Raw genomic sequence first — 20,434 nt, 5'->3', positions numbered from 1 at the left:
GAGATGTGATCGCTGACACGCCGCCTTCGCGAGCAAGCCCGCTCCCACATTTGAAACCGAGACCGGCTTCCAGAAACCGGTCGGCTATCAGGCCGCCGCGCTTTTGCTTTTGATCTGAGGCGCCCCGTCAAACACGCTGGCCGAACGCAGGCTTGAATCCGTGGGCAACCCGGCAGGACGCCGGGTTAGCCGTCCTGGGCCAAGGATGGCCCATGACGGCGGCCCACGGATTCAAGCCGGAGTGAGGGCACACCGAGCCACAGCGAGGTGCCGAGTGTTGGGGCAAGAGCCCTTTGGTTACTTTGGGGCTTTTCCAAAGTGACCCGCTGTAAGAGCGGAACCCTAAGCAGCCGTTACCTAAATAACGGATATACACCCCACCCCACCCCCACCCCCAGGAAAAAACCTCAGGGACTGTAATACCCCACCGCCACCATCCAATCCCCAGCCTTGCGCAAATAAGCGTGCTTGTTCTCGACCTTCCCGGTCACCGGGTTTTTCCAGCGGTACTTGTATTCCCCCTGATCCTGCTCGGCCATGATCTTGAGCATCGGCTCACCCACCGGCTTGCCGTCAGGGTCCTTGATCCTGGCAAAATCAGTGTTCACCAAGCGCAAATTGGTCCCATGCGCCACGTAGCGCCCCGTTTTCAGGTCCACCACGAACACATACAGATCATCCTGCAGAAACCCGCCCTGCAATGAGTTGATCGCCTTCAGCGTGCCGGCTTGATCCTTGAGCAATGCATTCACCGCCTTGTTGCGCAAGGCCCGCGCCTGTTCGGGCGTGGCCCGTGGCAGGTAGTAGCCCACCGCGAGGATGCGCTTGCCGACCCGTTGGTAAAACACATGCTTGTGTTCGACCTTGCCATCGTTCCAGTTCTGCCAACGGTAGTCGGCCTGCTGGATGCCCTGGCCCTCGGGTACCTTGAGCGCGTCCTTGAACGACTGGCGCAAGTCCGGGCCCAGCACTTCGTTGATATTGCGACCGATCAGGGCCGAGGAGGGCCCGCCACTGGCCAGCAGTACGCCTTGGGTATCGACGACGAACACGTAGCGGTCGGCGTCGACGAACTCCCCCTGGCGGCTGAACGCGGCAAAGGCCTTGTCGCCATTGCTCTGGTAATACGCCAGGGCTTTTTCCAGCAACGCCTTGGCGGCCTGGGCTTCCTCATCCTGAGTGGTTGCGGCATGCACTTGGCTGAAACACAACAGCAGCAGCCAGGTGACCCGGAGCATTCCCTTCATGTTCCGTCCCTCGTTCTTATTGATGTGACAACAGCGTAGACGCCCTCGGCTCAGGGCGCCGCCAGCCACTGGTTGACGATGCCGTCGTACACCCCGGTGGCCACGCTCAGGTGCAACCACTGGTCGACGTAGCTTTTCCAGGCCACGTCGTCGCGGGGCAGCAGGAAGGCTTTCTCGCTGTACTGCATTTGCCGTTCAGGGTTGACCGCGCACAGTCCGGGCTTGAGCTTCTGCTGGTAACGCGCCTCGCTGGCGTCGGTGATCATCACGTCGGCCTTGCCGGCCAGCAGTTCATCGAAAATGGTCACATTGTCGTGCAGGCGAATCTGCGCCTGGCCCAAGTGGGCACGGGCAAACACTTCGTTGGTGCCGCCCGCCGGCTCGATGACCCGCACCTGGGGCTGGTTGATCTGCTCCACGCTCTGGTAACGCTGCACGTCGGCGCAGCGCACCAGCGGGATCTTGCCGTCGACTCCCAGGGGCTGGCTGAAGAATGCCTTCTTCTGACGCTCCAGCGACACCGAAATCCCGCCCACGGCGATGTCGCAGTGTTGCGCGAGGAAGTCCGGCATAAGGGTTTTCCAGGTGGTGGGCACCCAGTTGATCGTCGCGTTGAGGCTTTTGGCCAGGGACTCGGCCATGGCAATGTCGATGCCTTCATAGCGGCCATCGGCGCGCAGCGAGGTGTAGGGCTTGTAGTCGCCGGTGGTGCACACGGTGAGAGTGCCGCGCTGGAGCACGTCGTCGAGACGCGATGGCGTATTGTCGGCCAGGGCCGGGGCGGCCACGCTTGCCAGTACACACAGGGCCAGAAGAGCTTTCATGCGGTCGAGTCCTTGGGAGGCATGATCGAGGGCGATCATTATTGATAGCGGCGGGCAGGGTGGCAAGGCACGGGAATGTTTAGCCAAACCGCAACCAAACTCCGTCAACCCTGAATTTACCCACCTATCCAGGCGTGTGACGCTGCAAGGCATCTCCCTCACTGTGATCCCCATGGACGGCTACCCCGACACTCACCCCGCGACACTGCCGTCCGCGCTTGCGTTCTGGGCGTTGTTCCACTGCCGCCACGCCCGCCCGCCAGATACCCCGTTCCTGCGTTGATCTGCCCTTTGGAGGGCGTGCACCCGTGCGCCTGCCCGAAACTAACGTATGAGAATGCCCATGAGTGTTTTTGCCTGCCTGCACGAAGCCCGATCCTTCCTTGAACAGCATCCCGACATCGAGATGTTCGAGCTGTTTATCCTCGACAACAATGGCGTGCCGCGGGGCAAGCTGCTGCACCGTGATGAGCTGTTGGCGGTGTACGAAAGCGGGCGCCCGTTGCCCAGCACCATTCTGGGCCTGACCCTCAATGGCGATGACGTGGAAAACTCCGGGCTGGTGTGGGACGTCGGCGATATCGACTGCCGCGCCTACCCGATCAGCGGCAGTTTGCAGCGCATGCCCTGGCGCCTGATGCCGACGGCGGCGGTGCAGGTCAGCATGCACCCCACCGAGGGTTTGCCCGCCACCGTGGCCGACCCGCGTCATTTGCTGGCCAAGGTGATCGACGGCCTTAAAGCCGACGGTTATTACCCGGTGATGGCGGCGGAGCTGGAGTTCTACCTGCTCGATCAGAAGCCCGACAGCAACGGTCGTCCGCAACCGGCGCTGGACAAGGACGGCGGTCGGCCCCGTTCGACCCAGGTCTATGGCTTGCGCGAGCTGGAACAGATCGAGCCGTTTCTGGCTGACCTCTACAGCGCCTGCAAACTGCAAGGCATCCCGGCGCGCACGGCGATTTCCGAATACGCGCCCGGCCAGGTGGAAATCACCCTGGAGCACCGCTTCGACGCCTTGCAGGCCATGGACGAGGCCGTGCGCTACAAGCGTCTGGTCAAGGGGGTGGCGCACAAGCACGGGATGACGGCCTGCTTCATGGCCAAGCCGTTCGATGACCTGGCCGGTACCGGCATGCACATGCATGTCAGCCTGGCGGATGCCGACGGCAACAACCTGTTCGCCAGCGAAGCGGCCGACGGCACTCCGCTGCTGCGGCACGCCGTGGGCGGCATGCTCAGCACCTTGCTCGATTCGCTGCTGATGTTCTGCCCCAACGCCAACTCCTACCGACGTTTCCAGAGCAACAGCTATGCGCCGCTGGCTGCCACCTGGGGTGTGGACAACCGCACCGTCAGCCTGCGCGTGCCCGGCGGGCCGGCCAACTCGCGCCACATCGAACACCGCATCTGCGGCGCCGACGCCAACCCGTACCTGGCCGCGGCGGCGATCCTCGCCGGTATTCACCGGGGCATCCGCGAACAGCGCGACCCCGGTGCGCCGGTCGAAGGCAACGGCTACGCCCAGGCCAAGGAACTGCTGCCCACTGACTGGCTGACCACCCTGCGCGCACTGGAAGGTTCGAGTTGGGCAAGAGAGGCCTTTGGCAGCGAGTTTCTCGGCGTATACCTGGCGGTCAAACGCGCCGAATACCGCCAGTTCATGGGCGAAGTGGGCGAGCAGGATTGGCGCTGGTACCTGCATCAGGCCTGATGCAGGCCGGCGGCTTCAGGCTTCGACCTTTTTTTCACGTGGCGCTGGTTAAGCTGCGGCTCAAGGTCGAATTATTTTCATGAGCCCGTGATGTCGCCACAACCTCCATCCCCCATCGAGATCGAATACGCCGAGCGTTGCGACCGCGAGCACGCCAAGGTCTGCGGTGATACGCGCCCGCCCGGCCTGCGGCGGCGTCTGGCGTCGTGGCGCGACGAGTGGTTGGTGCGCCAGGCGTTGAAAGTGGCGGGCGAACCGGGGCTGATCCTCGACCTGGCCTGTAGCTCGGGGCGCTTTTGGCCGGTACTGGCCGAACACGTCAACCGGGTGATCCTGGCTTCGGACAACTCCCAGGCCATGCTCGACCACGCCCGCACCCATCACCCGGCGGCGCTGCTCAAGCGGGTCAGGACGTTCCAGGGATCGGCATTTTCCATCGGCCTCTCGGCCAACGCGGTGGACTGTATTTTCTGCCTGGAGCTGTTTCGCCATGTGCCCGGCAGCGAGGGGCGCCTGGCGCTGTTGCGCGAGTTTCACCGGGTGAGCCGGGATACGGTGATTGTGTCGGTCAACTCGCGCACGTCCGTGGAGGGCGAGTTCCGCCAGGCGGGCTTCAAGGTCATGAGCCAGCGGGAGTTCATGCCGGGCACCGCGTTGTGGCGGGTCTACGTTCTGCGTAAGACAGGCTAAGTTCTTTTTGTACGACTATTCTTTATTTTCTGTCTGAGTTTTCATGGCTGCGTGTGCACCGCGGGTGCTCGAAAGTCCCTTTCGCGATATATACTGCGCGCCATTCTTCAAGGGAGAGCCGTGTGGCCATCGATATTCACTGGATCTGCGACAACGATAGCCTCGGCCAGCACTGCGCCGAATGGCAGCAGTTGCCATTCGTCGCCCTCGACACCGAATTCATGCGGGTCGACACTTTTTATCCCATTGCCGGGCTGATCCAGATCGGTGATGGCGTCCGCGCTTACCTGATCGACCCCCTGACCATCGACAACTGGCAACCGTTGGCCGCGCTGCTGGAGAACCCGGCGGTGATCAAGGTGCTGCATGCCTGCAGCGAAGACCTCGAAGTGCTGTTGCGCCTGACCGGCAGTCTGCCGGTGCCGCTGTTCGACACGCAACTGGCCGCGGCTTACCTGAACCTCGGGTTCTCCATGGGCTATTCGCGACTGGTGCAAGCCGTGCTGGATATCGAGCTGCCCAAGGGCGAGACCCGTTCGGACTGGTTGCAGCGGCCATTGTCCGAGACCCAGGTGAGCTACGCCGCCGAGGACGCGGTGCACCTGGCCGAGGTCTACACCCGGCTGCGCCCGCAGTTGTCCGAAGACAAATACGCCTGGGTGCTGGAGGACGGTGCCGAGTTGGTGGCCAACCTGCGCCGCGAGACCGACCCGTACGAGGTGTACCGCGACGCCAAGCTGGCGTGGAAACTGTCTCGGGCCCAACTCGCCGTGCTGCGTGAGCTCTGTGCCTGGCGCGAGCAGCAAGCCCGTGCCCGCGACCTGCCGCGCAACCGCATCATTCGCGAACACTCCCTGTGGCCCCTGGCCAAATCCCAGCCGGACAACCTCACGGCCCTGGGCAAGATCGAAGACATGCACCCGCGCACCGTGCGTCAGGACGGCCAGTTCCTGCTGGACCTGATCCAGCGTGCCGGCAGCGTGCCCGTGGACCAATGGCCGCCCGCCGTGGCTGAGCCGCTGCCGGTGGACGCCGCCGCGCTGATCAAGCAATTGCGTGCCCTGGGCCAGGCTGAGGCCGAGCGCCTGGAAATGGCGCCGGAACTGATGCTGCGCAAGAAAACCCTCGAAGCCCTGGTCAAAAGTGGCTACCCCGATGGACCTTACCAACTGCCCGATTCGCTGCGTGGCTGGCGCCGCGAGTTGATGGGCCAGGCGCTGCTCGACAGCCTGGCCACTGCCGGAGAACAGCCTTGAAACGTATTTGCTCCATTTACCGCAGCCCCAAACGCGCCGGCATGTACCTGTACGTCCTGAAAAGCGACGCCCTGGAGCGTGTGCCCGAAGGCCTGGTCGCCGTGTTCGGCAAGCCGGTGCATGCGTTCGACCTGGTGCTGACGCCCGAGCGCAAGCTGCAACAGGAAGACATCACGCAGGTGCTGGAAAACCTCGACAAGCAGGGTTATCACCTGCAAATGCCGCCTGCCGAGGACGAGTACATCGAACACTTGCCCGAGGAATTGCTACGGCGCAACGACCCGGTGTGAAGGACCGGTGCCCTGTTCAGGGCACATTCATCCATGGACTCGTATCATCGGGCGCTGGCCGCAGGGAGGCAGTGAACTGCCCCGGCGGTCGCCTGCATTGTTTTTGAAAGGTTTTAAGCATGCGTGTTCTGATTGCTGAACAGGATCACCCTCTCTATGCCCAACTGCTGGGCGAGTTGGCACCGGAACTTGAGGTGCTGACCAGCGGCGACTCGGCCGAGCTGTCGCGCCTGGCCGCCGATTGCCCGGTATGGCTGGGCCAGCCGGACCTGCTGGCGACCCTGCTGCGCCAGGGGCATCAACCTCAATGGCTGCAATCGACCTGGGCCGGCATCACACCGCTGCTGGCCGAGGGCTTGCGCCGCGACTATCGCCTGACCCGCGCGGTTGGCATCTACGGTCAGGTCATGGCCGAATTCGTGCTCACCTATATGCTCGGCCACGAACGCGAAGTACTTGCGCGGCTGGTCAGCCAGGTCGAGCGCAAATGGGACAACCGCATGGGCCAGAGCCTGGCGGGGCGCAAGGTCTTGATCGTGGGCACTGGCGATATCGGCCAGGGCGTCGCCGAGTTTCTGGTGCCGTTTGGCGTGAAGCTGTACGGCATCGCCAGCGTCGCGCGGGAGCAGGCGCCTTTCATCGAAGTGGCCGGGCTCGACCAGTTGAGTCGTCTGGTGGGCGAGGTGGACTACGTCATCAACCTGTTGCCCAACACGCCCAATACCCACGACCTGTACGACGCGGCGCTGTTCAGGCAATTCAAGCCGACCGGTCTGTTCATCAACGTCGGGCGCGGCGTGTCGGTGGTCGACGCCGACCTGGTGGCGGCCTTGAAAGACGGGCACCTGGCCGGTGCGGTGATCGATGTGTGCCGCCAGGAACCCTTGCCGCAACGGCACCCGTTCTGGACGGCGTGGGGCCTGCTGTTGACCGGGCACAGCTCTGCGCCGACGTCGCCGCCAATGATGGTGGCGCTGTTCCTGGAGAATCTGCGGGCGTACCAGGCCAATGCCGCGTTGCGCGGTGAGGTCGATTTCGAACGCGGTTACTGACTGCCCAGCTCATAGACACACCACCTGACAACCAGGCTGGAACCACCTCACCGGGTATTCACACCCAGTGACCGCCGCAGGTGCTGAAAGGCGCCTTCGGTCGGATGATTCCCCACGCGATGGACAGGTACCTTTATGACTGGCATCACTTCCGTCTTTTCCCCTTCTCCAACCTCCACGCTATCCGCAGCCTCCGGCGTGGCTCCCGAAAACGATGAGTCACTTGACCCGCTCAGCGGTTTTGATCCGGCTCACGCCCGGTTTCGCGGCAAACCCGCGTCTGCCGTCATCGACGGGCTGACTCGTCACCTCATCGACACCGGCAAAGCCACCCCGTCCACCGCCAATCTGGCGGCCAGCCGGTTGCTGGCCAGGACCGCACCGGCGTTTTTGCTCAGGGATATTCCTCCGAGTATCACCTTTGGCAGTATCGGCTGGGTGCAACTGGCGATCGCCACGGCCAGGGTCGAGGCCGATGCGCCCGGCAGTTCGTCGACGATGAGTTATGCCGAAGTCATGGCCGCGGCCCAAGGAAAGGGCAGCACGGCTGACGTTCAGCTCGCCCAGCGTGCAGCGCTGGCACAGTGGGGCGTGCTCAACGGTTGGCTGAAAACCACCGATGGCCCGCCGGGCGAAGCCGAGATGGACCATGTGCGTAACCTCTACAACGACCAGGTGCGCGCATTGACCGCAGCCGGCGATGGATTGGATGTGCAGTTGCCCAGTCGGCGGGATATGGCGCTGACCATGCTTCAGCAAGCGTTTCCTGCGATGGAACCCAGCCTGTTCGAAGCCAAGGCCTTGCAGAAAGTCTGGCTGAACCCCGGGCGACCCGGGGTGTTCCCGGGTCTGTATTCCATGCTGGATATTGTGATGGACGGTGCCGCTCTGAAAAACCTGGAACACTGGGTTTCCAGGGATACGCGGATCCCGGCGAAACAATTCTGCACGCGCTATGAGGCCGGCAAACTCAACGCGGCAGCAGAGTTCAAAGCGGCGTACGACCAGGCGATCACGTCGCTGGAAAAAGGCCACGCGGGGTTGGCCAAGTACCTCATCTCCACCTTGGCGCCCGAGGACAGGGCTGACTTCGAGTTCGGCGAACTCGAGTTTTTCCACACCAACGACTACACGATCGCCCTCGACTTCTTCACCCCGCCAGCCTTGCGCGTCCGGGGCGAAACCTTGCGTATCAAGACCACGCGGGCTGGCAAGGTCAACGTCTACGAACTGGACACTCGCAGTGGCACGCTCAAGAAACAGAACTTTCTGATCTCCAGGTATACGCCGCCCTATACCCAAAAGAACCTGGAGTCGCGCAACGCCAATGTTTTGAGCAGAACGGTGCTGATCGATCCGCTCAAGGATGAGCAACCGGGCCAGAATCAGGAGCGGCTGCAACCCAAGGGGGCGTTGCCAGGGGATCTGAGCGGGCGTATCGACTACATCGGGAAGGTGTTCGCCAAGTCCCTGGACCTGCGCAACGACGATTTGCTTGCGCAAGCCCGAGGGGCGAGCGGCTTCGATGATGACCGCGCGACCGACAAGGCCATCGGCGAGTTTTTCCTGAATCTGATTCCGCTGCGTTCGGCCATCGTCAACTTTTCCGAAGGCCGTTACGCCGAGGGCGCGTTTGACCTGGCGCTGGACGTGGTGGGCCTGGTCACGTTCGGTGCAGGCAAGGCGGCGCAGGCGGGTCGGGCGTTTTCCAAGGGGGTCGGCAGTCTCGGAGGACTGGCCCGTGTGGCCCGGTTTGTGGGGGCCAGTACCCTTGAGGCGTTCAACCCGTTGAGCGGTCTGGGAGATACGCTGGCGAGCGGCGTAAGCCTGTTGCACAAGAGCGTGCGCAAGGGGCTTTCAGCAGGTCTGGACAATGCCGTGCATGGTGCCTACAAGGTCAGCGAATCGAACATCGCCGGGCTTACCCGCAACAGTCAGGGTATCTATCTCTCGGCGGATGGGCAGGTGTCCCACATTCGCAACACCGACAGCACTGGCCGCAGCGCGGTGTATGAGGTTCGGCAGGTCTCCCGTACCGAGGACGGGGCGGTGCAGGCACGGGTTTATCACAACAATCGGCAGACTGAATTGCTGGTGCAGCATGTGCAGGGCGATCAATGGCAGCGGGTGGTGGCACGGGGTGGCAACCCTCCGTCGGTGCTGGCGGACCTGGGTGAGAAAATCGGCGGCGGCGCCGAGGGGACGATCTACGCCAGCCTGGATGGGAAGAGCGTCTACAAAGATTTCGGGACCAAGGCCGCGACCTCCGTGCCCGATTACGTCACCTCGGAAACCCGCTGCCTGAACCTCTATTACGGCGAAGGCTTTGCTGAAGCGATCGTCGAAGAGGGGCGCGCCTATATCAGGATGAAACGGCTGGACGGCGTCAGCCTGGAGAGCGTGTCCGAGCGCAGTTTGCCGTCAGAGGTGCAAATCCTGCTGGATGAGGCACTGGCGGGCATGGAGGCGAAAGGGATCTATCACAGCGACATGCACCTGAATAACTTCCTCTATTCGGCCAGGGATAAAAAAGTCTACCCGGTGGATATCCAGGCCATGGACCCCGAGGTCCTGGCAGGTGACCCGTTTCTGCGGCAGATGGCAGTGGGTGACTATCAGCGCAGCAAGGCGCGCTTGCAGGCTGAAGTCAGGGCGCTGATCGTTCGTCAGTGATGCAGTGGAAGCTGCACCCTGCCGGGTGCAGCTTGAGGGCGTTACAGGCTGAAATCACCTTCCGACACCAACTCGCTCAACGGGCGACGCGGGCTTGGCGCCTCGCGGCCCTGCAGGTATTCGGGCAGGGTCGATTTGTCGCCCAGCTTGCCGATCGCGACGGCGGCGTGCAGTGCATAACCCTCCGGCACCTTCAGCTCTTTGCGGGTCAGTTCCTGATCGAAGCCGGCCATGCCGTGGGTATGCCAGCCGCTGAGGCTGGCTTGCAGCGCCAGGTGGCCCCAGGCCGAACCGGTGTCGAAGGTGTGCCACAGGGCCGGGGTTTCTTCGCTGGCGCCGGGGGCGGTGAAGTCGGTTTTTGACGCGATGATCACTAGGGCCGACGCATGCTGGGCCCAGCCTCGGTTGAACTCGTTCAGCAGACTCAGGAAGCGCTCCCAGTCCGGCGTGTCGCGGCGTGCGTAGAGAAAGCGCCACGGCTGCGAGTTATAGGCCGACGGTGCCCAGCGGGCGGCTTCGAAGAAACTCAGCAGGGTTTCCTTGGGGATGCTTTCACCGGTGAAGGCGCGGGGCGACCAGCGTTCGGTGAACTGGGTATGGATCGGGTAATCGGCAACGCGTGGGTTAGTGCTCATGGGCAGTTCCTGAGGGTCGATTCAGCCTTCAAAACTACTTGGCGCACACTAGACTGACAAGTGTTGTTACACCGCCAGTCGCAAGCGCTTGGCCCCGGACGGCTTGGGCACTAGACTGGCGGCCTTTTCACCTACCGATACTGATGTAGAGCCATGGCCGCCAAAGTCGAACCTTTCTGGATACGCAAAACCCTTGAACACCTCGACCAGGAGGAGTGGGAGTCGTTGTGCGACGGGTGTGGCCTGTGCTGCCTGCAAAAGCTGGAAGATGAAGACGACAACAGCGTTTATTACACGCGGATCGCCTGCAAGCTGCTCGACCTGAAAACCTGCCAGTGCACCGACTATCCCAACCGCCGCGCCTCGGTGCCCGACTGCATCCAGCTCACCCCGGGCCAGGCCGACCAGTTCAAATGGCTGCCGCCCACCTGCGGTTACCGTCTGGTCAGCGAGCGCAAGGACCTGCCGTTGTGGCATCACCTGGTGTGTGGCGACCGCGACGCCGTGCACCACGAACGCATTTCCCAGTCCGGGCGCATGCTCAGCGAAGGCAGCGTGCCCGAGGACGACTGGGAGGACTACCTGATTTTCCGCGCGGGCTGAACAAGGAGTGTGTATGAGGGCGGGAGTCAAGCTGGCGGCGAGCCTGGTGTTGCTGGCCCTGAGCATGCCGGCGTGGTGCGCCAGGAAGGTCGACCTGGACTATCACGTCAAACTGTTGCCCCAGGGCGAGCAGGCCGAAGTGCGTGTGAGCCTGTCCCAGGGCTCGGCCGTGCGCAGCCTGGACTTCGACCTGGGGCACGATGGCGAGTACAGCGACTTCAAGGCCGATGGCCAATGGAAAGTCACTGGCACCCGTGGGCTCTGGCAGCCGGGTGCCGACAAGGCCAGCCTGACCTACCGTGTACGCCTCACCCAGGCGCGCAAGCCCGGCATTTATGAAGCACGAATGACCCCGGCCTGGGCACTGTTTCGCGGTGAAGACCTGGTACCGGCCGCGCGTCTGGACCAGCAGGATGGCGTCGAGTTGGTCGCGCGGCTGGTGTTCGAACTGCCGGCCGGCTGGAAAAGCGTCGAGACGGCCTGGCCGCGCATCGGCAACAACAAGTTCCGTATCGACAACGTTTCACGCCTGTTCGACCGTCCCACCGGCTGGATGCTCGCCGGCAACCTCGGCAGCCGTCGCGTGCGCCTGGGCGAAACCGAAGTCACGGTGGCCTCGCCCAAGGGCCAGGCGATGCGTCGCATGGATGTACTGACGTTGCTGACGTTCGTCTGGCCCCAGGTGGAGGCCGCGTTCCCGCGCCATCCGGCCAAGCTGCTGGTGGTGGGCGCCAGCGACCCGATGCGCCGTGGCGCGTTTTCGTCGCGGGACTCGATCTACCTCAACAGCCGCACGCCTCTGATCAGCGAGAACGGCAGCAGTCCGTTGATTCGCGAAGTGGTGCAGGCCATCGGACGATTCAATGACCACGACAGCAGCGACTGGATCAGTGAAGGGCTGGCGGAGTACTACGGGATCGAGTTGGTGCGCCGGGCCGGTGGTATCACGGATGAACGCTACGTGGCCATTCAGGCGCGTTTGACCCGAGACAGCAAGGGCGTCAGCAGCCTGCGCGGCGAGCACGTCAGTGGCGCAACGGTGTCGCGGGCGGTGCTGTTGTTGCAGGAACTGGACCGCGAGATTCGCGTGAAAACCCACAACAAGCGTTCGCTGGATGATCTGGCGCAGGCGGTGATGCGCGCCAATAGCGTGACCACCGCCGAGTTTGTGAAGCTCGCCGAAAGTATCCTCGGCGAGCCGTCGGTGGTGCTGGATAGCAAATTACTGCACTGACGCAAAACCAAATGTGGGAGCAGGCAAGCTAGCTCCCACATTTGGTTTGGTGTTCAGGCCGTAGTTTTAGTGGTTTTTTCAGCGGCCACTTCGGCCTTGGTCTTCAGGTTTTTCAGCTCTTCGGCTGCGCGCTCGATCTTCGTGCGCACGCTGTTCATTTCCTGGCGGCCTTGTTCCAGCTTGTCCTTGAGCGAGCTGTGCCCGGTAAAACCACGGGCCAGTGCCACGCCGCCGATTGCCACCTGGATCAACCCGAACAGGCCGCCCCGGCGCAGGCCTTTGCCGACCATCATCACGCCGCCGGCCACCGAGCCGATGCGCTCCCAGCCATGCACGTTCTGTTCAGGGTGGACGTCGAGAGGGGTGTGCCTGATGACGGGGCGCAGGGTTTTGCTGTCGCTCATGATCGTTCTCCAACAAGGACAAGGGTTATGCAGCTGACTGCCCGCAGGCGCCGGATGTTCCCGAAAAATCAGTATTTGGGGCCCGAACGGGTGTTGTTGCCCTTGGCCAGACGGTCATAGAGCACCACGTTGACGGTGGCGGCCAGGTTCATGCAGCCGGTGGTCGGGATGTAGACCACGTCCTCGCACCAGTCGCGGATGTCCTTGTCGAGGGAGCCGTCTTCCGGGCCGAAAATGTACAGCGCACGGTCGGGGTGGGTGTACTCGGGCAGCGGGCGGGCGCCTTCTACCAGTTCCACGGCAACCGGCACGCAGCCCAGCGGCAGGATCTTCTTCAAGTCATCGATGCCGATCAGCGGAATGTCGTGGTGGACCTTCTTGGTGTCGGTGACGAAGTCCCGGGCGCGCTCGTAACGCACGCCGGTGTAGAACACCGAAGCCACGCCGTAGCAACCGGCGGCGCGCATCACCGAGCCGACGTTTTCGGGGGATTTGGGGTTATACAGACCGATGCAACTGTAGCGTTTATTGCCCACGGGGAAGGGTGCCTTGGCGGAAAAAGCGCGATTATACGGTGCTGAGGACTGTAGTGCTTGGGGGATCGCTATCGCGGGCAAGTCGAATCGTCGCACCGCCGCTCCCACATTGGACTGGGCTCACAGCTATCTATTTGTGAATACAGTCAAATGTGGGAGCTGGCTTGCCTGCGATGAGGCCGGCACAGGCAACACCGATCTTCAATCGTCTTTTTTCATCAGTCCAGCCAACGCCGCGAACGGGTTGTGCGTGGCCTTGGCAATCGTCGGGCTGCTGGTGGAGCCTTCGCCGAAGTACTGCTGGTCGGTGTAGCGCGAATGTTCGTTGTCGTGGCAATACAGGCACAGCAACTCCCAGTTGGAACCGTCCTGCGGATTGTCATCATGGTTATGGTTGCGGTGGTGTACGGTCAGTTCGCTCAGGCGCTTGCCGGAGAACTCACGGGCACAGCGGCCACACACGTGGGGGTACATCTTCAAGGCTTTGTCGCGGTAGCCCATTTCCCGGTCGCGCTGCGCATCGGCGAGGATGCGATCCAGCTTGGCGGTGTGGGAGGGCGGGTTGGTCGAGCTCATCATGGCTCCTGGTTTTCAGGGGGTTCACGGACAGGCTTGATTCTAGCCGCTCGCGTTGTAAATAACCGCTTCACTTTATCGATAAGGATTCGAAACTCATGCGTTTGTCTTCATGGACCGTTGCACTGCTACTGGGTGTGGTGACCGCCCAGGCTCAGGCCTTCTCTACCCCGAAACCCGGGCAGGTGATCGAGGTGGCCCTCGAACAATTGCACCCGACCCAGGCCGTGGTGGGCTTCGACCAGATTGGTTACAGCCTTGAGCTGTTTGCCGACAAACCCGCCAACGTCTTCGATGAATACTGCGAAACCAATGGCCAAGGCGAGGCCGACAGGGTGCCCAAGGGCGCCGACCTGCACAAACCGGCCAGTTTCACCTGCCAGGACCCGGTGGGCACCCATCCCGAGGACATGAAAACCGTGGTGGTCGGCCCGGCTGGTCAGTTGTACCTGACCGACGGTCACCATAGCTTCACCACCCTGTGGGAAGTACCCGGCGGCGGCCCGCAGTTGAAAATGTGGGTCAAAGTGACGGACGACTTCAGCGACAGCCCGGATATGAAGCGTTTTTGGCAGCGCATGGAGGCCGCGCGCAAAGTCTGGCTCAAGGACAACCAGGGCCAGACGCTGCCGCCCGAGCAACTGCCCGCGCACCTGGGGTTCAAGAACTTGCAGGACGATACGTTGCGCAGCCTGGTGTATTTCAGCCGCAAGGCTGCCTATGGCAAGCCGGATGACAGCGAGGTCGCGCCGGAATTCCTCGAGTTCTATTGGGGCAACTGGCTGCGCAGCCAGATCGACCTGGGCGCGTTCAACCTGAACAAAAAGGGCGGCTACAAAGACGCCATCGAGGCCGTCGCCAAGCGCATGGTCAGCCTGGCGCCGGGTTCACAGGTGGGCGACAGTGGCTTTACTGCCCATCAGTTGGGCGGCATGAGCCAGCTGGACCGCAATGCGCTGGAGAAGACCTTCGACAAGAAGGTGCCGTATGTGATCGATTTCCGTAAATCCCGGCACTAAAGCGCAGGACAAAACTGCCTGGTTTGTGTAGGAGCGGACCTGTGGTGTTTGGTGAATCGTGTTCAGCCCTTGAGCTTCTCGGCAATCCAGATGGTGTGTCTTGTGCCTTTGTTGCCGTGGGCAAACACCTGCACTTCTTCAGCCTTGAACCCGGCCTTGCGCAGTTTGTCGCTGAACAGCCTGTCGGCGCTGGCCGACCACACGGCCAGTACGCCCTTGGGGCGCAGGGCCTTGGCGCACGCGGCCAGGCCACCGGCGGAGTAAAGCCAGCTGTTGGCCTTTTGCGTCAGGCCTTCGGGGCCGTTGTCCACATCGAGCATGATCGCGTCAAAACCCTGGGGCTCGGCCTGCAGTACCTTGGCCACGTCTTCCAGGCGGATCACCGTGCGCGGGTCCAGCAGCGGGCGGCCGGATTTTTCGCCCAGTGGCCCACGGTTCCACTCCACGACGCCGGGCACCAACTCTGCGACCACCACTTCGGCGGTCTTGCCCAGGTGCTTGAGGGCCGAGGCCAGGGTAAAGCCCATGCCCAGCCCGCCGATCAACACCCGTGAATCCGGGCGTCCGGCGACCTTGCGGCAGGGGATTTCGGCCAGCGCGTCCTCGGAACCGTGCATACGCGTGTTCATCAATTGGCCGCCGTCACCGCCCTGGATCTTGATGACAAAGTCGTCGCCGTATTCGAACAGGCACAAGGCACCGCCGTTGTCGGGGATCGGGGTGGTGTCCAGCAGAACGAAACGTTTCATGGAGATCTCATTGGGAAGGGCATTCTTGCGCGGTTGGGAGTAGCCTTGTGACATTCCGGTCAGGCCATGGAGCCATCGATGAAGTGCAGCATTCTAACGGCCATTGTGTTGAGCGCGCTCGCCTTGGGCGCGGCGCATGCTCAGGAGTTGCAAACCGTACCGGTTGCGCCAGCACCGACGCCCGGCGCGCCGGGCACCCCAACACCGACGTTGTACCCACAAGTCACCCCGCCGGCGTTGCCCAAGACCAACGGTTCACCGCCCCTGGCGCCTATCGTGCTGCCGACCCCGCCGAAGGATCAGACGGTGCCCGGCCTGCTGCAAAGTGACAGCAAGCCGAAGGCCCCCGGCGGTTAGAACTGTTGCGAAAGCAATTGCCCATCGGCCATGCGCAGGCGTTTGGACAGGGCAATGGCGATGGCGCGGATGATCTTGGCGGCGACCCGGGGCGCTTCGTTGAGCATTTTTTCCAGGGAGTCTTTGCCCAGGTTCAACAGCACACAGTCAGTGGCCGCCACGCAGGTGGCGGAGCGCCGCTCGCCGTCGAGCACGGCCATTTCACCAAAGGCGCGACCGCTGCGCAGGGTGGCGATGGTCACGCGCTGGCCGTCATGGTTGGCTTTCTGCACCGCCACCTGGCCACTGTGGATGATGCACATGAAGGTGCCGCCATCGCCTTCGAGGAAAATCACCTGGTCACGGGCGATGGTGCTGATGTTGAAGTAGCCGGCGGCCACGTGAAAGTCTTCCGGCAACAGCGGGTCGAACAGGCCGCAGTCCATCAGCATGTCGCGGATTTCGCTATTCAATAAGGTCGGTTGTGGCATGGCTGCAATCTGGGTTGGTCAATCGGGCAGGGCGGTCCTGTGTTCAGACAGGCCCGCCGTGCGAAGTTCCTAAATCAGCCCCAGTGCCTTGAAAACAAATCCATATTCGAGCGCTACGTCACGTAATCCCTGGTAACGGCCGCTCATCCCGCCGTGACCGGCACCCAGCTCGGTCTTGAGCAGCAACAGGTTGTCGGAGGTCGCGGTGTCTCGCAATTTGGCCACCCACTTGGCCGCCTCCCAGTACTGCACGCGGCTGTCGTTGTAGCCGGCGATCACCAGCAAGGCCGGGTACGCCTGGGCGCTGACGTTTTCGTAGGGGGCGTAGGCCTTGATGCGTTCATACACCTCGGGCTCTTCGGGATTGCCCCATTCATCGTATTCGGTGATGGTCAGCGGCAGCTCCGGGTCGAGCATGGTGTTGAGCACGTCGACGAACGGTACTTCGGCAATCGCCGCCTGGAACAGCTCGGGGCGCTGGTTGAGCACCGCGCCGATCAACAGGCCGCCGGCGCTGCCGCCGCTGATCACCAGTTGTCGGGAGGTGGTCAGGCCCTCGGCGATCAGGTGTTCGGCGCAGGCAATGAAGTCGCTGAAGGTGTTCTGCTTGTGTTCCTGCTTGCCGTTGCGGTACCAGGCCTCGCCCAGCTCACCGCCGCCGCGCACGTGGGCGATGGCAAAGGCTACGCCACGCTCGAGCAGGCTCAGGCGTGCATGGGAAAACCACGGATCGAGGCTGGAGCCGTAGGCGCCGTAGCCATACAGGTACAACGGCGTTGGCTTGCCCAACTGATCGCGCTTGATCACCAGGCTGATCGGCACCCGGGTGCCGTCGGCCGAGGTGGCCCACAGGCGTTGGCTCACGTAGTCGTCGGCGTTGAACACGCCGAGCACCGGGGTTTCCTTGAGTACCTGCTGTGCGCCATTGGCCAGTTCCAGCTGGCGCACCTGGGCCGGGCGGTTCAGCGCTTCATAGCGCAGGCGGATGCGGTCGCTGGCAAATTCGAGGCTGTTCTGTACGTAGAGGCTATAAGCGGCGTCCGGCAGTTCCACGCGGTAGGCCGGCAAACCCTCGGGATGCACTTCTATCACCGGCAGGCCGCCGATGCGCAAGCTCAGGGTCATGGCACCGGCGTTGAGGCTGACGCCGTCGAGCATCACCTCATCGCTGTGGGGAATCAGGTTCTGCCACTCGGCCTCGGTGGGCACGTCGCCAATGTCGGTCGCCACGAACAACGCGTAATTGATGCCGTCGCGATTGCTGCGGATGAACCAGGTCCACGCGCCGTTCAGTTGGCCGTGGTCGACATCGTATTCGTGGTCTTCGACCCGTGGCGCCAGGCAGGTGAAGTCCAGGTGGGGCTGTTCGGCGTCCAGTGCCCAGATTTCGCTGGTGGTCTTGCTGCCGAGCGAGAGCAGCAACTGGCGTTCGGAGCTGGAGCGGTAGCAATGCAGGAAGAAGCGCCCGTCCGGTTCGTGGAAGACTTCCTGCGCTGCCGTGCCGTCCAGGCGATAGCGATACAGCTTGTGCGGGCGATGGGTGTCGTCCAGCTCGCCGAAGAACAGCGTGAGGCTGTCATTGGCCCAGGTCATGCTGCCGTCGCAGTCCTGGAACGCCAGTTCACTGACCTTGCCGCTGGCCAATTCCTTCACGTACAGGGTGTAGATCTCGTCACCGCTGGTATCCAGGCTGTAGGCCAGGCGCTGGTGATCGGGGCTGATGCTGAACGCGCCCAGGGAGAAAAAGCCGCCATTGGCCAGCACGTTGGGGTCCAGCAGCAGTTCTTCGCTGCTGTCGTCGACCTGGTTGCTGTCATCCGCGGGGCGGCGGCAGCGGTAGTGGCGGGCGTATTCGTCACCGGCGGTGGTACGGGTGTAATAGAGGTACGGGCCCCAGGGGGAGGGCAGCGACAGGTCGGTTTCGAGAATGCGGCCCTTGATCTCTTCGAACAGGCTTTCGCGCAGCGCCTGCTGGTCGGCAAGTCGGGCTTCCTGCCAGGCGTTTTCGGCCTTGAGGTAATCGAGCACCTCGGCGCTGTCACGTTCTTGCAGCCAGGCGTACGGATCTGTGCCTTGGGCCTTGCGGGCAATCGGAGCGGTCGATACAGGCATGGATTATTCTCTATCTGGCGGACGGTGGCAGGCATTGCAGCCGCGACACGCAAAAGCCGTTATCATAGCCGCCTGTTTGCCTACCTTGCCATGGACACCATGACCGAGAACGACTATCTGACTGCTTGGGGCCTTTACGCCTTTGCCGCTTTGGGCTGCCTGTTGGTGTGGTGGCGCATGACTCGCTGGATCTGGCGCTGGCTGCGCGAGCCGCTGCAATTGCTGATGGCGGTGTTGCTGTTCAGTCCGACCATCGTCGACCCGGTCAAGACCCAGTTCGCGCCGGCCGTGGCCATCACCGCCCTGGACCTGCTGCTCAAGGTCGGCAACAACGCCTGGCGAGCGATTTCCGACCTGTTCATGTACACGATCATCGCGTTCGGCGTTTACCTCGTCATCGTGCTGATCCGCTGGCCCATCGAGCGTGCCGCCAAGGCCCGCCGCGAGCGCAAGGCCGCCGCCGACGCTGCCCTGGCCGCTGCCGAGCCCGAGGATGAAGACGACGTGCCGTTTCGTCGTCCCGCGCCCGTGAGTGGCATGCGCGTAGAGCCGCGCCTTTAACGTTGTCCGCCCTGCTGCGAGAGCCCCGGCATGTGTGAATTATTGGGCATGAGTGCCAACGTCCCGACCGATATCGTGTTCAGTTTCACCGGCCTGATGCAGCGCGGCGGGCGTACCGGCCCGCACCGCGACGGTTGGGGCATCGCCTTCTACGAAGGCCGTGGCCTGCGCCTGTTCCAGGACCCTGCGGCCAGCAGCGAATCGGAAGTGGCGGCGCTGGTGCAGCGTTATCCCATCAAGAGTGAAGTGGTGATCGGCCATATCCGCCAGGCCAACGTGGGCAAGGTGTGCCTGTCCAATACCCACCCGTTCGTGCGCGAACTGTGGGGGCGCAACTGGTGCTTCGCGCACAACGGCCAGTTGGCCGACTTCCAGCCCCGCGCCACGTTTTACCGCCCGGTGGGCGACACCGACAGCGAAGCGGCCTTCTGCGATTTGCTCAACCGCGTGCGCGAAGCCTTCCCGGAACCGGTGGACATCGAAAAAGTGCTGCCGGACCTGATCGCCGCGTGCAGCGAATACCGCAGCAAAGGCGTATTCAACTGTCTGCTCAGCGACGGTGACTGGCTGTTCTGCTATTGCTCGACCAAGCTGGCACAGATCACCCGGCGCGCACCGTTTGGCCCCGCGCGCTTGAAGGATGTCGACGTGATCGTCGATTTTCAGGCCGAAACCACGCCCAATGACGTGGTGACGGTGATCGCCACCGAACCCTTGACCGACAACGAAAACTGGACCCGCTACGAGCCGGGCCAATGGAGCCTGTGGCGACGCGGTGAATGCGTCAGCCAGGGCATCACCGAGTAAGGATATCGACCATGTTGCTCAGCTATCTGCGGTTGGTGCTGTTTGCCATTGGCCTGTTGGTCGGTGTGCAAGTGCCGGGGTTCATCAATGATTACGCCAAGCGCGTCGAAGCGCATCTGATCGAGGCCCAGACCGGCTTGCGTGGTTTCGAGAGCACGGCGCAGCAGTTCTTCAACGGCGACTTGAAAGCGTTGGTGGCGCATTACCGCGCCAGCGATGACCCGGTGTTCCGCAGCGATGCCAACAGCCTGGGCACCTTGCTTGACCGCCAGGTGGCGCTGGACAAGCAATTCCAGGCGATGCAAGGCCCGTGGTACATCCGCGCGCTGCAAGTGGCGGTGGCCGCCGACCCGGATATTCGCCAGGAAACCTGGAACGGCTACAGCTACCAGATCCTGCTGACGCCCGAAGCCATGGGCTGGGGCCTGGGCGGGGCGATGCTGTTGTCCTTCGGGCTGGAATGCCTGTTCCGGCTGATCGACTGGGTGGTGCTGGGCGGCAAGCGCATGCGCCAGAGCCGGCCGATCGAAGAGCGGGACCTGAAGGGGCTCTGAAGGCCAACTCGGTCTAATGTGGGAGCTGGCTTGCCTGCGATAGCGGTGGGTCAGCCAGCATATCTGTTACT

At 62.8% G+C, this 20,434-nt stretch carries 22 protein-coding genes; 13 read left to right on the top strand and 9 right to left on the bottom strand.

Features of this window, described 5'->3' with window-relative positions:
* Positions 1-407: 407 nt before the first annotated feature.
* Both ACW9IB_RS26995 and ACW9IB_RS26990 read right to left on the bottom strand, forming a co-directional pair.
* Complete coding sequence (locus tag ACW9IB_RS26995; RefSeq protein ID WP_457416267.1) at positions 408-1,247, bottom strand: cache domain-containing protein; 840 nt, start codon at positions 1,245-1,247, stop codon at positions 408-410.
* Positions 1,248-1,297: 50 nt separating this feature from the next.
* Positions 1,298-2,071: a transporter substrate-binding domain-containing protein gene (locus ACW9IB_RS26990; protein WP_457416264.1), complete on the bottom strand. Its 774-nt coding sequence runs from the start codon at positions 2,069-2,071 to the stop codon at positions 1,298-1,300.
* Between the two features lie 343 nt (positions 2,072-2,414).
* Here ACW9IB_RS26990 and ACW9IB_RS26985 point away from each other — a divergent pair, with 343 nt between their 5' ends.
* The 6 genes from ACW9IB_RS26985 (at position 2,415) to ACW9IB_RS26960 (ending at position 9,746) form a co-directional block, all read left to right on the top strand.
* Entirely contained in the window at positions 2,415-3,785 is a 1,371-nt protein-coding gene (locus ACW9IB_RS26985; protein WP_457364643.1) for a glutamine synthetase family protein, read from the top strand.
* 90 nt (positions 3,786-3,875) lie between these two features.
* A complete protein-coding gene (locus ACW9IB_RS26980; RefSeq protein ID WP_457416261.1) occupies positions 3,876-4,475 on the top strand; it encodes a class I SAM-dependent methyltransferase in 600 nt (199 codons plus the stop codon).
* A 122-nt stretch (positions 4,476-4,597) separates the two neighbouring features.
* Positions 4,598-5,731 (top strand): ribonuclease D, encoded by a 1,134-nt coding sequence (gene rnd / locus ACW9IB_RS26975; protein ID WP_457364641.1) that lies wholly within the window; start codon positions 4,598-4,600, stop codon positions 5,729-5,731.
* Positions 5,728-6,021, top strand: a complete 294-nt coding sequence (locus tag ACW9IB_RS26970) for a YcgL domain-containing protein (protein WP_457364640.1) — start codon at positions 5,728-5,730, stop codon at positions 6,019-6,021. The genes rnd and ACW9IB_RS26970 overlap by 4 nt, the downstream gene beginning before the upstream one ends.
* Positions 6,022-6,140: 119 nt before the next feature.
* Positions 6,141-7,073: a D-2-hydroxyacid dehydrogenase gene (locus tag ACW9IB_RS26965; protein WP_457416258.1), complete on the top strand. Its 933-nt coding sequence runs from the start codon at positions 6,141-6,143 to the stop codon at positions 7,071-7,073.
* 198 nt (positions 7,074-7,271) lie between these two features.
* Positions 7,272-9,746 (top strand): OspG family effector kinase, encoded by a 2,475-nt coding sequence (locus ACW9IB_RS26960; protein ID WP_457416255.1) that lies wholly within the window; start codon positions 7,272-7,274, stop codon positions 9,744-9,746.
* Positions 9,747-9,787: 41 nt separating this feature from the next.
* On the opposite strand, the gene ACW9IB_RS26955 is transcribed toward ACW9IB_RS26960, so the two are convergent.
* Positions 9,788-10,381: a nitroreductase family protein gene (locus ACW9IB_RS26955; RefSeq protein WP_457364637.1), complete on the bottom strand. Its 594-nt coding sequence runs from the start codon at positions 10,379-10,381 to the stop codon at positions 9,788-9,790.
* A 153-nt stretch (positions 10,382-10,534) separates the two neighbouring features.
* Between ACW9IB_RS26955 and ACW9IB_RS26950 the strand changes: the two genes are divergently transcribed.
* A complete protein-coding gene (locus ACW9IB_RS26950) occupies positions 10,535-10,984 on the top strand; it encodes a YcgN family cysteine cluster protein (protein WP_003172524.1) in 450 nt (149 codons plus the stop codon).
* 13 nt (positions 10,985-10,997) lie between these two features.
* Positions 10,998-12,218: a hypothetical protein gene (locus ACW9IB_RS26945; RefSeq protein ID WP_457416252.1), complete on the top strand. Its 1,221-nt coding sequence runs from the start codon at positions 10,998-11,000 to the stop codon at positions 12,216-12,218.
* Between the two features lie 53 nt (positions 12,219-12,271).
* Here the strand turns inward: ACW9IB_RS26945 and ACW9IB_RS26940 are convergent, their stop codons facing one another.
* The 3 genes from ACW9IB_RS26940 to ACW9IB_RS26930 all read right to left on the bottom strand — a co-directional run bounded on the left by ACW9IB_RS26940 (position 12,272) and on the right by ACW9IB_RS26930 (position 13,734).
* Positions 12,272-12,622, bottom strand: a complete 351-nt coding sequence (locus ACW9IB_RS26940; RefSeq protein ID WP_457364635.1) for a YgaP family membrane protein — start codon at positions 12,620-12,622, stop codon at positions 12,272-12,274.
* A gap of 68 nt (positions 12,623-12,690) precedes the next feature.
* A complete protein-coding gene (locus ACW9IB_RS26935) occupies positions 12,691-13,158 on the bottom strand; it encodes an RNA methyltransferase (protein ID WP_457364634.1) in 468 nt (155 codons plus the stop codon).
* A 201-nt stretch (positions 13,159-13,359) separates the two neighbouring features.
* Positions 13,360-13,734, bottom strand: coding sequence for a YajD family HNH nuclease (locus tag ACW9IB_RS26930; RefSeq protein ID WP_025858458.1), 375 nt, complete (start codon positions 13,732-13,734; stop codon positions 13,360-13,362).
* Between the two features lie 98 nt (positions 13,735-13,832).
* Between ACW9IB_RS26930 and ACW9IB_RS26925 the strand changes: the two genes are divergently transcribed.
* Positions 13,833-14,753 (top strand): ParB/Srx family N-terminal domain-containing protein, encoded by a 921-nt coding sequence (locus ACW9IB_RS26925; RefSeq protein WP_457416250.1) that lies wholly within the window; start codon positions 13,833-13,835, stop codon positions 14,751-14,753.
* Between the two features lie 62 nt (positions 14,754-14,815).
* Here the strand turns inward: ACW9IB_RS26925 and ACW9IB_RS26920 are convergent, their stop codons facing one another.
* Positions 14,816-15,502 (bottom strand): spermidine synthase, encoded by a 687-nt coding sequence (locus ACW9IB_RS26920; RefSeq protein ID WP_457416247.1) that lies wholly within the window; start codon positions 15,500-15,502, stop codon positions 14,816-14,818.
* 78 nt (positions 15,503-15,580) lie between these two features.
* On the opposite strand from ACW9IB_RS26920, the gene ACW9IB_RS26915 reads away from it, so the two are divergent.
* Positions 15,581-15,859 (top strand): hypothetical protein, encoded by a 279-nt coding sequence (locus ACW9IB_RS26915; protein WP_457416244.1) that lies wholly within the window; start codon positions 15,581-15,583, stop codon positions 15,857-15,859.
* Here ACW9IB_RS26915 and ACW9IB_RS26910 read toward each other — a convergent pair.
* Both ACW9IB_RS26910 and ACW9IB_RS26905 read right to left on the bottom strand, forming a co-directional pair.
* On the bottom strand, positions 15,856-16,329 hold the full coding sequence (locus ACW9IB_RS26910; protein WP_457416241.1) for a cyclic nucleotide-binding domain-containing protein: 474 nt from the start codon (positions 16,327-16,329) through the stop codon (positions 15,856-15,858). The genes ACW9IB_RS26915 and ACW9IB_RS26910 overlap by 4 nt on opposite strands.
* A gap of 69 nt (positions 16,330-16,398) precedes the next feature.
* The gene (locus ACW9IB_RS26905) at positions 16,399-18,441 is read right to left on the bottom strand and encodes a S9 family peptidase (RefSeq protein WP_457416239.1); all 2,043 of its coding nucleotides are present in this window, start codon (positions 18,439-18,441) and stop codon (positions 16,399-16,401) included.
* A 24-nt stretch (positions 18,442-18,465) separates the two neighbouring features.
* On the opposite strand from ACW9IB_RS26905, the gene ACW9IB_RS26900 reads away from it, so the two are divergent.
* The 3 genes from ACW9IB_RS26900 to ACW9IB_RS26890 are packed head-to-tail and all read left to right on the top strand — an operon-like array spanning position 18,466 to position 20,363.
* Positions 18,466-19,002 (top strand): MFS transporter, encoded by a 537-nt coding sequence (locus ACW9IB_RS26900; RefSeq protein WP_457364629.1) that lies wholly within the window; start codon positions 18,466-18,468, stop codon positions 19,000-19,002.
* 30 nt (positions 19,003-19,032) lie between these two features.
* On the top strand, positions 19,033-19,809 hold the full coding sequence (locus ACW9IB_RS26895) for a class II glutamine amidotransferase (protein WP_457364628.1): 777 nt from the start codon (positions 19,033-19,035) through the stop codon (positions 19,807-19,809).
* Positions 19,810-19,820: 11 nt separating this feature from the next.
* Entirely contained in the window at positions 19,821-20,363 is a 543-nt protein-coding gene (locus ACW9IB_RS26890; RefSeq protein ID WP_457364627.1) for a DUF2937 family protein, read from the top strand.
* Positions 20,364-20,434 lie beyond the last annotated feature (71 nt).

Source organism: Pseudomonas sp. SDO524_S393 (genome assembly GCF_054071875.1).
Note: the sequence above shows the minus strand (reverse complement) of the source record. Positions and strands in the feature narration are given on the sequence as shown.